Below are 12,894 nucleotides of genomic sequence, written 5' to 3'. Positions count from 1 at the left end.
AATGTCTGAAGCTCCAAAAAAACGTTGGTACGTCGTTCAGGCGTTTTCCGGTTTTGAAGGTCGCGTAGCGCAATCGCTGCGTGAACACATCAAACTGCACGATATGGAAGAGCTGTTCGGCGAAGTGATGGTGCCTACGGAAGAAGTGGTTGAAATCCGTGGCGGCCAGCGTCGCAAGAGCGAGCGTAAGTTCTTCCCTGGCTATGTGCTGGTGCAGATGGTGATGAATGACGCCAGCTGGCACCTGGTGCGCAGCGTACCGCGCGTCATGGGGTTCATCGGCGGTACGTCTGACCGTCCAGCGCCGATCAGCGATAAAGAAGTTGATGCGATCATGAACCGCCTGCAGCAGGTCGGTGACAAGCCGCGTCCGAAAACGCTGTTCGAGCCGGGCGAGCTGGTGCGCGTCAACGACGGCCCGTTTGCCGATTTCAACGGCGTGGTCGAAGAAGTCGATTACGAGAAGAGCCGCCTGAAAGTTTCCGTTTCCATCTTCGGCCGTGCAACGCCGGTGGAACTGGACTTCAGCCAGGTTGAAAAAGGCTGATCGAATAATCAGCAGTAAGCGGCCTGTTGCCGCTTGTCAAAGGCGCGAAATTGAACTACAATTTCGCGCCTTTTGTTTTTAGATGCCTTGCCTGATGTTTGTCCGGCGAGGTTAAACACGGGGAGCCTCTCACGAGGCGATACTACCCAAACCGAGGAAATTTAAATGGCTAAGAAAGTACAAGCCTACGTTAAGCTGCAAGTTGCAGCTGGTATGGCTAACCCGAGCCCACCAGTGGGTCCAGCTCTGGGTCAGCAGGGCGTTAACATCATGGAATTCTGTAAGGCGTTCAATGCTAAGACTGACAGCATTGAAAAAGGTCTGCCGATTCCGGTTGTTATCACCGTTTATTCTGATCGCTCCTTCACTTTCGTTACCAAAACCCCGCCAGCAGCAGTTCTGCTGAAAAAAGCGGCTGGTATCAAGTCTGGTTCCGGTAAGCCGAACAAAGACAAAGTAGGTAAAGTGACCCGTGCTCAGGTACGTGAAATCGCAGAAACCAAAGCTGCGGACATGACTGGTTCTGACGTTGAAGCGATGACTCGCTCCATCGAAGGTACCGCTCGTTCCATGGGCCTGGTAGTGGAGGATTAAGAGATGGCTAAGCTGACCAAGCGCATGCGCGTGATCCGTGACAAAGTTGATGCTACTAAACAGTATGACATCACTGAAGCTGTTGCTCTGCTGAAAGAGCTGGCCACCGCTAAATTCGTAGAAAGCGTTGACGTTGCCGTTAACCTCGGCATCGACGCTCGTAAATCTGACCAAAACGTTCGTGGCGCTACCGTTCTGCCACACGGCACCGGTCGTTCCGTTCGCGTTGCCGTATTTACCCAAGGCGCTAACGCTGAAGCTGCGAAAGCTGCAGGCGCAGAGCTGGTAGGTATGGACGATCTGGCTGAGCAGATCAAGAAAGGCGAAATGAACTTCGACGTTGTTATTGCTTCCCCGGATGCAATGCGCGTTGTTGGTCAACTGGGCCAGATCCTGGGTCCACGTGGCCTGATGCCAAACCCGAAAGTGGGTACCGTTACTCCGAACGTTGCTGAAGCTGTGAAAAACGCTAAAGCAGGTCAGGTTCGCTACCGTAACGACAAAAACGGCATCATCCATACCACCATCGGTAAGGTTGATTTCGACGCAGACAAACTGAAAGAAAACCTGGAAGCCCTGCTGGTTGCGCTGAAAAAAGCAAAACCTTCTCAGGCGAAAGGCATGTACATCAAGAAAGTTAGCCTCTCCACCACCATGGGTGCTGGCGTTGCTATCGATCAGAGCGGTCTGTCTGCCGCAGCGAACTAATCGCACTTGCGATTATCGCTTTGACTTGGGGCTGAGATTTGTCTAGAATCTTATGCCCCAAGGTTTTGCTATTGGCTATGCCGTAGGCAAAACAAAGATTTTTCGGTTGGAGCCTGGCCTATCCAGGCCTCCGTCCAAGACCGCAGGTGTATCGCGAGATACTTAATCCTTCCTGCGTAGACGGTGACAGAGCCTAAGAAAATTTTTCTTTTTTATAAAAGAATGTCTTTGCTGGATTCTGCTCACCGTGTTAAGCCGCTCGGCGTGGCGTTTTACAAAGCGCCGAGTGAAGTGAGTTCCGGGGATTTTCCCCGGCTAATCCAGGAGCAAAAAGCTAATGGCATTAAATCTTCAAGACAAACAAGCGATTGTTGCTGAAGTCAGCGAAGTAGCCAAAGGCGCGCTGTCTGCGGTTGTTGCGGATTCCCGCGGCGTTACCGTAGATAAAATGACTGAACTGCGTAAAGCAGGTCGTGAAGCTGGCGTTTACATGCGTGTTGTTCGCAACACCCTGATGCGTCGCGTAGTTGAAGGCACTCCATTCGAATGCCTGAAAGACACGTTTGTCGGTCCAACCTTGATTGCATTCTCTCACGAACACCCGGGCGCTGCTGCTCGTCTGTTCAAAGAGTTCGCGAAAGCGAATGCAAAATTCGAGGTTAAAGCTGCGGCCTTTGAAGGTGAGCTGATCCCAGCGGCGCAAATCGACCGCCTGGCGACGCTGCCAACTTACGAAGAAGCGATCGCACGCCTGATGGCAACCATGAAAGAAGCCGCTGCCGGCAAACTGGTTCGCACTCTGGCTGCAGTACGCGATCAGAAAGAAGCGGCGTAAGCCCCTCTTTCTTAGCCTTTGCTAACGTATTTAAACTATTTCTGAATTTTAGGAACAATTGTTATGTCTATCACTAAAGACCAAATCCTGGAAGCAGTTGCCGCTATGTCCGTAATGGACGTTGTTGAACTGGTTTCCGCTATGGAAGAAAAATTCGGCGTTTCTGCTGCTGCTGCTGTAGCTGTAGCTGCTGGCCCAGCTGAAGCTGCTGAAGAGAAAACTGAATTCGACGTTATCCTGAAAGCTGCAGGCGCTAACAAAGTTGCTGTTATCAAAGCAGTACGTGGCGCTACCGGCCTGGGTCTGAAAGAAGCTAAAGACCTGGTTGAATCTGCTCCAGCCGCTCTGAAAGAAGGCGTGAGCAAAGATGACGCAGAAGCTCTGAAAAAATCTCTGGAAGAAGCTGGCGCAGAAGTTGAAGTTAAATAAGCCAACCTTTCCGGTTGCAGCCTAGTCTTTTAGGCTGATGGCTGGTGACTTTTTAGTCACCAGCCTTTTTGCGCTGTAGGGCGCCAGTAGCGTTTCACACTGTTTGGCTGCTGGTTTCGCCTCCCAATGTTTGTTTCTATTGACGACTTAATATACCGCGGTCTTTGCACTACCAGGAGTTCTGGGGGAAGGCGCGATGAAATGGTTTAAGCGTGATAGCAAGAGACATTGCGGAAAGTGTTCCCGCTTTCCGGTCGACAAAACGGTGTTGCATGAACTGTCCCTAATCGGACGGACAGATTGGGTCACTGATCAGCGAGCTGAGGAACCCTATGGTTTACTCCTATACCGAGAAAAAACGTATTCGTAAGGATTTTGGTAAACGTCCACAAGTGCTGGACATACCATATCTCCTTTCTATCCAGCTTGACTCGTTCCAGAAGTTTATCGAGCAAGATCCAGAAGGGCAGTACGGCCTTGAAGCCGCATTCCGTTCTGTTTTCCCTATCCAGAGCTACAGTGGCAATTCGGAGCTGCAATACGTTAGCTACCGTCTTGGTGAGCCGGTCTTCGACGTCAAAGAGTGCCAGATCCGTGGTGTGACGTTCTCTGCACCGCTGCGCGTAAAACTGCGCCTGGTTATCTATGAGCGCGAAGCGCCTGAAGGTACGGTCAAAGACATCAAGGAACAAGAAGTCTACATGGGCGAAATTCCGCTCATGACCGAAAACGGCACCTTTGTGATCAACGGTACTGAGAGGGTTATCGTATCTCAGTTGCACCGTAGTCCTGGCGTATTCTTCGACAGCGATAAGGGTAAAACCCACTCCTCGGGTAAAGTGCTGTACAACGCACGCATCATCCCTTACCGCGGTTCATGGTTGGACTTCGAGTTCGATCCGAAAGACAACCTGTTCGTGCGTATTGACCGTCGCCGCAAACTGCCTGCGACCATCATTCTGCGCGCGCTGAACTACACCACTGAACAGATCCTCGACCTGTTCTTTGACAAGATCGTCTTCGAAATCCGCGACAACAAGCTGCAGATGGAGCTGGTGCCTGAGCGCCTGCGTGGTGAGACCGCTTCGTTCGATATCGAAGCCAACGGCAAGATCTACGTAGAGAAAGGCCGTCGTATCACCGCCCGTCATATCCGTCAGCTGGAAAAAGACGACATTCAGAGCATTGAAGTACCGGTAGAGTACATCGCGGGCAAAGTGGTCGCGAAAGACTATATCGATACCAATACCGGCGAACTGATCTGCGCAGCCAACATGGAGCTGTCGCTGGATCTGTTGGCCAAGCTGAGCCAGTCCGGCCACAAGCGCATCGAAACGCTGTTCACCAACGATCTGGATCACGGCGCGTATATCTCTGAAACGCTGCGTGTCGATCCGACCAACGATCGTCTGAGCTCGCTGGTAGAAATCTACCGCATGATGCGTCCTGGTGAGCCGCCAACGCGCGAAGCTGCCGAAAGCCTGTTCGAGAACCTGTTCTTCTCCGAAGACCGCTACGATCTGTCCGCGGTTGGCCGTATGAAGTTCAACCGTTCTCTGCTGCGCGACGAGATCGAAGGTTCGGGCATCCTGAGCAAAGACGACATCATCGAAGTGATGAAGAAGCTCATCGATATCCGTAACGGCAAGGGCGAAGTGGACGATATCGACCACTTGGGCAACCGTCGTATCCGCTCCGTCGGCGAAATGGCCGAGAACCAGTTCCGCGTAGGTCTGGTGCGTGTTGAGCGTGCGGTGAAAGAGCGTCTGTCTCTGGGCGATCTGGATACCCTGATGCCTCAGGACATGATCAACGCCAAACCGATTTCGGCGGCGGTGAAAGAGTTCTTCGGCTCCAGCCAGCTGTCCCAGTTCATGGACCAGAACAACCCGCTGTCCGAGATCACGCACAAGCGTCGTATCTCTGCACTGGGCCCGGGCGGTCTGACCCGTGAGCGCGCCGGCTTTGAAGTTCGAGACGTACACCCGACCCACTACGGCCGCGTGTGCCCAATCGAAACGCCGGAAGGTCCAAACATCGGTCTGATCAACTCCCTGTCCGTGTACGCACAGACTAACGAGTATGGCTTCCTGGAAACCCCGTACCGCCGCGTGCGTGACGGCGTGGTGACCGATGAGATCAACTACCTGTCTGCTATTGAAGAAGGCAACTTCGTTATCGCCCAGGCGAACTCCAACCTGGATGAAGAAGGCCGCTTCGTAGAAGACCTGGTCACCTGCCGCAGCAAAGGCGAATCAAGCCTGTTCAGCCGCGACCAGGTTGACTACATGGACGTATCCACCCAACAGGTTGTTTCCGTTGGTGCCTCACTGATTCCATTCCTGGAACACGATGACGCCAACCGTGCATTGATGGGTGCGAACATGCAACGTCAGGCCGTACCAACCCTGCGCGCTGACAAGCCGCTGGTCGGTACCGGTATGGAACGCGCTGTAGCGGTTGACTCCGGCGTAACCGCCGTTGCCAAACGCGGCGGTGTGATCCAGTACGTGGATGCTTCCCGTATCGTTATCAAAGTTAACGAAGACGAGATGTACCCGGGCGAAGCAGGTATCGATATTTACAACCTGACCAAGTACACCCGTTCTAACCAGAACACCTGCATCAACCAGATGCCGTGTGTGAATCTGGGTGAGCCAATCGAGCGCGGCGACGTGCTGGCGGATGGCCCATCGACAGACCTGGGCGAACTGGCGCTGGGCCAGAACATGCGCGTAGCGTTCATGCCTTGGAACGGCTACAACTTCGAAGACTCCATCTTGGTCTCCGAGCGCGTGGTGCAGGAAGATCGCTTCACCACCATCCACATCCAGGAACTGGCGTGCGTGTCTCGCGACACCAAGCTGGGGCCTGAAGAGATCACCGCCGACATCCCTAACGTGGGTGAAGCTGCGCTCTCCAAGCTGGATGAATCCGGTATCGTGTATATCGGTGCTGAAGTGACCGGTGGCGACATTCTGGTCGGTAAGGTAACGCCTAAAGGCGAAACCCAGCTGACGCCGGAAGAGAAACTGCTGCGTGCGATCTTCGGTGAGAAGGCGTCTGACGTTAAAGACTCTTCTCTGCGTGTGCCGAACGGCGTTTCCGGTACGGTTATCGACGTGCAGGTCTTCACCCGCGATGGCGTGGAAAAAGACAAGCGCGCGTTGGAAATCGAAGAGATGCAGCTGAAGCAGGCGAAGAAAGACCTGACTGAAGAACTGCAGATCCTGGAAGCCGGCCTGTTTGCGCGTATCCACGCGGTGCTGGTTGCCGGTGGCATCGAAGCCGACAAGCTGAGCAAGTTGCCTCGCGATCGCTGGCTGGAACTGGGCCTGACCGACGAAGAGAAGCAAAACCAGCTGGAGCAGCTGGCTGAGCAGTACGACGAACTGAAATCCGACTTCGAGAAGAAGCTGGAAGCCAAGCGTCGTAAGATCACTCAGGGCGACGATCTGGCGCCGGGCGTGCTGAAAATCGTCAAGGTTTATCTGGCCGTTAAACGTCAGATCCAACCGGGTGACAAGATGGCAGGCCGCCACGGTAACAAGGGTGTTATCTCCAAGATCAACCCGATCGAAGATATGCCTTACGATGAAAACGGCACGCCGGTAGACATCGTACTGAACCCGCTGGGCGTACCATCACGTATGAACATCGGTCAGATCCTGGAAACCCACCTGGGTATGGCTGCGAAAGGCATCGGTGAGAAGATCAACCAGATGCTGAAGCAGCAGCAGGAAGTGGCCAAGCTGCGTGAGTTCATCCAGAAGGCCTACGATCTGGGCGACGACGTTTGCCAGAAAGTTGACCTGAACACCTTCAGCGACGACGAAGTGCTGCGTCTGGCAGAGAACCTGAAAAAAGGTATGCCGATCGCAACGCCGGTGTTTGACGGTGCGAAAGAGACTGAAATCAAGAAGCTGCTGGAAATGGGCGGAATCCCGACCTCAGGTCAGATCACGCTGTTCGATGGCCGTACCGGTGAGCAATTCGAGCGCCAGGTTACTGTCGGCTATATGTACATGCTGAAACTGAACCACTTGGTTGACGATAAAATGCACGCCCGTTCAACCGGTTCTTACAGCTTGGTTACTCAGCAACCTCTGGGTGGTAAGGCGCAGTTCGGTGGTCAACGCTTCGGTGAGATGGAAGTGTGGGCACTGGAAGCATACGGCGCGGCTTATACCCTGCAGGAAATGCTCACCGTTAAGTCGGATGACGTTAACGGCCGTACCAAGATGTACAAAAACATCGTGGATGGCGATCACCGGATGGAGCCAGGCATGCCGGAATCCTTCAACGTACTGTTGAAAGAAATCCGCTCGCTCGGCATCAACATCGAACTGGAAGACGAGTAATCGTCATTCCGGCTCAGGCTCCCCGCCTAAGGGAGCCTGAGGGTGGTTGTTCAGGTCACACGGGTACCTACTGCGGTTGTGGGTACCCAACAGGTTTAACTCCGACAGGAGCCAATCCGTGAAAGACTTATTGAAGTTTCTGAAAGCGCAAACTAAGACCGAAGAGTTTGATGCGATCAAGATTGCTCTGGCCTCGCCAGACATGATCCGTTCGTGGTCGTTCGGTGAAGTTAAGAAGCCGGAAACCATTAACTACCGTACGTTCAAACCTGAACGTGACGGCCTTTTCTGCGCCCGTATCTTCGGGCCGGTAAAAGATTACGAGTGCCTGTGCGGTAAGTACAAGCGCTTGAAACACCGCGGCGTGATCTGTGAGAAGTGCGGCGTTGAAGTGACCCAGACCAAAGTGCGCCGTGAGCGCATGGGCCACATCGAGCTGGCTTCCCCGACTGCGCACATCTGGTTCCTGAAATCGCTGCCATCCCGCATCGGTTTGCTGCTGGATATGCCGCTGCGTGACATCGAACGCGTACTGTACTTCGAATCCTATGTGGTGGTCGAAGGCGGTATGACCAACCTCGAGCGCCGTCAGATCCTGACTGAAGAGCAGTATCTGGACGCGCTGGAAGAGTTCGGTGACGAATTCGACGCCAAGATGGGTGCGGAAGCCATTCAGGCCCTGTTGAAAAACATGGATCTGGAAGCCGAGTGCGAGCAGCTGCGTGAAGAGCTGAACGAAACCAACTCCGAAACCAAGCGCAAGAAGCTGACCAAGCGTATCAAGCTGCTGGAAGCGTTCGTACAGTCCGGTAACAAGCCGGAGTGGATGATCCTGACCGTGCTGCCGGTACTGCCGCCGGATCTGCGCCCACTGGTTCCGCTGGATGGCGGCCGTTTCGCGACCTCGGATCTGAACGATCTGTATCGCCGCGTGATCAACCGTAACAACCGTCTGAAACGCCTGCTGGATCTGGCTGCGCCTGACATCATCGTGCGCAACGAGAAGCGTATGCTGCAAGAAGCGGTAGACGCCCTGCTGGATAACGGCCGTCGCGGTCGTGCGATCACCGGTTCCAACAAACGTCCTCTGAAATCTTTGGCCGACATGATCAAAGGTAAGCAGGGTCGTTTCCGTCAGAACCTGCTCGGTAAACGCGTTGACTACTCCGGCCGTTCCGTAATCACCGTAGGTCCATACCTGCGTCTGCATCAGTGCGGTCTGCCTAAAAAGATGGCGCTGGAGCTGTTCAAACCGTTCATCTACGGCAAGTTGGAGCTGCGTGGCCTGGCCACCACCATCAAAGCCGCCAAGAAAATGGTTGAGCGTGAAGAAGCCGTCGTTTGGGATATCCTGGACGAAGTGATCCGCGAACACCCGGTACTGCTGAACCGTGCACCAACCCTGCACCGTTTGGGGATCCAGGCGTTTGAACCGGTTCTGATCGAAGGTAAGGCGATCCAGCTGCACCCGCTGGTTTGTGCGGCCTATAACGCCGACTTCGATGGTGACCAGATGGCCGTTCACGTACCGCTGACGCTGGAAGCCCAGCTGGAAGCGCGTGCGCTGATGATGTCTACCAACAACATCCTGTCCCCAGCGAACGGCGAGCCAATCATCGTTCCTTCTCAGGACGTTGTACTGGGTCTGTACTACATGACCCGCGACTGTGTTAACGCCAAGGGCGAAGGCATGGTGCTGAACGGTTCCAAAGAAGCTGAGCGCGTTTACCGCGCCGGCCTGGCGTCTCTGCATGCGCGCGTTAAAGTGCGTATCACCGAAGACGTCAAGAACGCCGAAGGCGAGTGGACCTCTCAGACCAGCATCATCGACACCACCATCGGCCGCGCCATCCTGTGGATGATCGTACCGAAAGGTCTGCCGTACGCGATCGTTAACCAGCCTTTGGGCAAGAAAGCGATCTCCAAGATGCTGAACACCTGTTACCGCATCCTGGGCCTGAAGCCGACCGTAATCTTTGCTGACCAGATCATGTACACCGGTTTTGCTTACGCAGCCCGTTCCGGCGCTTCCGTAGGTATCGACGACATGGTTATCCCGGCCAAGAAAGCGGAGATCATCGAAGAAGCGGAAACCGAAGTTGCCGAGATCCAGGAGCAGTTCCAGTCTGGTCTGGTTACCGCCGGCGAACGCTACAACAAAGTGATCGATATCTGGGCTGCAGCGAACGAACGCGTTGCGAAAGCGATGATGGAAAACCTGTCGGTAGAAGACGTGGTTAACCGTGACGGCGAAGTGGAACAGCAAGTTTCCTTCAACAGCATCTTTATGATGGCCGACTCCGGTGCGCGTGGTTCCGCCGCTCAGATTCGTCAGCTGGCCGGTATGCGTGGTCTGATGGCGAAGCCGGACGGCTCCATCATCGAAACGCCAATCACCGCGAACTTCCGTGAAGGTCTGAACGTACTCCAGTACTTCATCTCCACCCACGGTGCTCGTAAAGGTCTGGCGGATACCGCACTGAAAACCGCGAACTCCGGTTATCTGACCCGTCGTCTGGTTGACGTGGCGCAGGACCTGGTGGTGACCGAAGACGACTGTGGCACCCACGACGGCATCCTGATGACCCCGGTTATCGAAGGTGGCGACGTGAAAGAGCCGCTGCGTGAACGCGTTCTGGGCCGTGTGACGGCAGAAGACGTCCTCAAGCCGGGAACGGCGGACATTCTGGTGCCACGCAACACCCTGCTGAACGAGAAGGCGTGTGACCTGTTGGAAGAGAACTCTGTCGACAGCGTTAAAGTCCGTTCCGTGGTGAGCTGTGAAACCGACTTCGGTGTGTGTGCTAACTGCTATGGTCGCGACCTGGCACGTGGCCACATCATCAACAAAGGCGAAGCCATCGGCGTTATCGCGGCACAGTCCATCGGTGAGCCGGGTACACAGCTGACGATGCGTACGTTCCACATCGGTGGTGCGGCATCTCGTGCGGCTGCTGAATCCAGCATTCAGGTGAAAAACAAGGGTAGCATCAAGCTGAGCAACGCGAAGTTCGTTATGAACGCCGCAGGCAAGCTGGTGATCACCTCGCGTAACACCGAACTGAAACTGATCGACGAATTCGGCCGTACCAAAGAAAGCTACAAGGTGCCTTACGGCGCCGTGATGGGCAAAGGCGACGGTGAAGAAGTTAACGGCGGCGAAACCGTTGCTAACTGGGATCCGCACACCATGCCGGTCATCAGTGAAGTCAGCGGCTTCATTCGCTTCGCCGACATGGTCGACGGCCAGACGATTACTCGTCAGACCGACGAACTGACCGGTTTGTCTTCTCTGGTTGTTCTGGACAGCGCAGAGCGTACCGGTAGCGGTAAAGACCTGCGTCCGGCACTGAAAATCGTTGACGCTCAGGGCGAAGACGTATTGATCCCAGGTACTGATATGCCTGCTCAATACTTCCTGCCGGGCAAAGCGATCGTTCAGCTGGAAGACGGCATTCAGATCGGTGCGGGTGATACCCTGGCGCGTATTCCTCAGGAATCCGGCGGTACCAAGGATATTACCGGTGGTCTGCCGCGCGTTGCCGACCTGTTCGAAGCACGTCGTCCGAAAGAGCCGGCAATCTTGGCTGAAATCAGCGGGATTATCTCGTTCGGTAAAGAGACCAAAGGCAAACGTCGCCTGGTGATCTCTCCGCTGGACGGCAGCGACGCTTACGAAGAGATGATTCCGAAATGGCGTCAGCTCAACGTGTTCGAAGGCGAAGTGGTGGAACGTGGCGACGTCGTTTCCGACGGCCCAGAGTCTCCGCACGACATTCTGCGTCTGCGTGGCGTGCATGCGGTTACCCGCTACATCACCAACGAAGTGCAGGAAGTTTACCGTCTGCAAGGCGTTAAGATTAACGATAAGCACATCGAAGTTATCGTTCGTCAGATGCTGCGTAAAGGCACCATCGTTAGCGCTGGTGGCTCCGAGTTCCTGGAAGGCGAGCAGGCTGAAGTGTCTCGCGTCAAGATTGCCAACCGTCAGCTGGAAGCTGAAGGTAAAATCGCGGCAACCTTCTCGCGCGATCTGCTGGGTATCACCAAGGCATCCTTGGCGACCGAGTCCTTCATCTCCGCCGCATCGTTCCAGGAAACGACGCGCGTTCTGACCGAAGCTGCCGTAGCCGGCAAGCGCGACGAACTGCGTGGCCTGAAAGAGAACGTCATCGTGGGTCGTCTGATCCCAGCCGGTACCGGTTACGCTTATCATCAGGATCGCATGCGTCGCCGTGCTCAGGGTGAAGCGCCGGTTGTTCCACAAGTCAGTGCGGAAGAAGCGACGGCTAACCTGGCCGAGCTGCTCAACGCAGGCCTGGGCGGCAGCGACGACGAGTAATCGTCATCCGCGCCGCGGGCCCGGCATGCCGGGCCCATTGCCAGATAAACCGCTCCCTCGGGGGCGGTTTTTTTTCGCCTCATGCCGGGGCAGAGCAAACTTTGCTACTATGGTTACAGCAGAAATTGACCGGCGCTTTTACCAGACAACCAAGGACAGTGCGAACATGGACAGCCTCATTACCTTCGAAAAATTGACGGCGCAACACCTGCCTTACCTGTATGAGATCCGCTTTTCCGTTGAAGAAAACCTGCTGCATCCGCATCAGATCCAGTATCTGCAGCGCAGGCAGGCGCTGGAGGACATCAACCAGGGCGGCGGCTGGATCTGCAAGCATGGCGACGACTATGCCGGCGTTGGCTTCGGGTTATTCATCCCTGAACCGCTGATCGGCGGCCTGTTCGTGAAGCCGGAATACCAGTCGAAGGGGATCGGCTCCGCCTTGTTGGCGCGAGTCACCGCCTGGATGTTTGAGCGCGGCGCCGAAGCGATCCACTTAACCACCGATCCGGGCTCCAAAGCCGAAGGCTTTTATCAACATCACGGCTGGGCCGTGGTCGGGCAGGATGAGTTCGGCCAGGCCGAACTGGTGAAACGCAAAGAGGGTGAATAATGACACTCAAAGGATTGATGACGTTACTGCTGCTTTCGCTGTTCAGCGCACCGCTGTATGCGGCCGTTGACTATTTTTACCTGAAACCGCTCGATGGTGAGAAGATCAAGATAACCAGGCAGATGCTGGAGGCGATGCCGCAGCACACGATTAAAACCTCGACCAATTTCACCCCGGAAGATACGTTCACCGGCGTTGAGCTTGCAGAGTTAGTGAAAGCCTACCACCTGAAAGGCCAGTCGGTGCGCGCTTTCGCCTGGGATGATTACTCCTATTCGATGCCGATTGACGAGATGATTAAATACCGTGTGATCGTCGCCTACCAGCGCGGCGGCAAGCCGATCGACGTTGGTGAGCTGGGGCCGTTCGCCATTATTTATCCGCGCGATGGTTATGCCGAGCTGAATAACCTGGATGTGAATGCGAAAACCGTCTGGCAAGTGAAAAGGTTGGAGCTGAAATAAG

9 protein-coding genes are annotated in these 12,894 nt (G+C 54.9%); all 9 read left to right on the top strand.

The genetic code is table 11. The features are described 5' to 3' along the window. Position 1 precedes the first annotated feature (1 nt). A complete protein-coding gene (nusG, locus tag ACMGF7_RS06530) occupies positions 2-547 on the top strand; it encodes a transcription termination/antitermination protein NusG (RefSeq protein ID WP_004929914.1) in 546 nt (181 codons plus the stop codon). Positions 548-712: 165 nt separating this feature from the next. Next, a complete protein-coding gene (rplK, locus tag ACMGF7_RS06525; RefSeq protein WP_004929911.1) occupies positions 713-1,141 on the top strand; it encodes a 50S ribosomal protein L11 in 429 nt (142 codons plus the stop codon). A 3-nt stretch (positions 1,142-1,144) separates the two neighbouring features. Further along, positions 1,145-1,849, top strand: coding sequence for a 50S ribosomal protein L1 (rplA, locus tag ACMGF7_RS06520; RefSeq protein WP_004929908.1), 705 nt, complete (start codon positions 1,145-1,147; stop codon positions 1,847-1,849). 337 nt (positions 1,850-2,186) lie between these two features. Further along, positions 2,187-2,684, top strand: coding sequence for a 50S ribosomal protein L10 (rplJ, locus tag ACMGF7_RS06515; RefSeq protein WP_004929905.1), 498 nt, complete (start codon positions 2,187-2,189; stop codon positions 2,682-2,684). Positions 2,685-2,747: 63 nt separating this feature from the next. Next, entirely contained in the window at positions 2,748-3,113 is a 366-nt protein-coding gene (rplL, locus tag ACMGF7_RS06510; RefSeq protein ID WP_004929903.1) for a 50S ribosomal protein L7/L12, read from the top strand. 332 nt (positions 3,114-3,445) lie between these two features. Then, positions 3,446-7,474 (top strand): DNA-directed RNA polymerase subunit beta, encoded by a 4,029-nt coding sequence (gene rpoB, locus ACMGF7_RS06505; protein WP_004929900.1) that lies wholly within the window; start codon positions 3,446-3,448, stop codon positions 7,472-7,474. A gap of 118 nt (positions 7,475-7,592) precedes the next feature. Further along, a complete protein-coding gene (gene rpoC / locus ACMGF7_RS06500) occupies positions 7,593-11,816 on the top strand; it encodes a DNA-directed RNA polymerase subunit beta' (RefSeq protein ID WP_004929899.1) in 4,224 nt (1,407 codons plus the stop codon). A gap of 166 nt (positions 11,817-11,982) precedes the next feature. After that, on the top strand, positions 11,983-12,429 hold the full coding sequence (locus ACMGF7_RS06495) for a GNAT family N-acetyltransferase (RefSeq protein ID WP_016929429.1): 447 nt from the start codon (positions 11,983-11,985) through the stop codon (positions 12,427-12,429). Then, positions 12,429-12,893 carry an oxidoreductase gene (locus tag ACMGF7_RS06490; RefSeq protein WP_164096021.1) on the top strand — a complete coding sequence of 155 codons (465 nt, stop codon included), beginning with the start codon at positions 12,429-12,431 and terminating at the stop codon, positions 12,891-12,893. Before ACMGF7_RS06495 ends, ACMGF7_RS06490 begins: the two co-directional genes overlap by 1 nt. Position 12,894 lies beyond the last annotated feature (1 nt).

Source organism: Serratia sp. BNK-17 (genome assembly GCF_048684935.1).
In the GTDB taxonomy this organism is placed as follows: Bacteria; Pseudomonadota; Gammaproteobacteria; order Enterobacterales; family Enterobacteriaceae; genus Serratia; species Serratia nematodiphila.
This window is presented reverse-complemented; position numbering and strand designations above follow the sequence as displayed.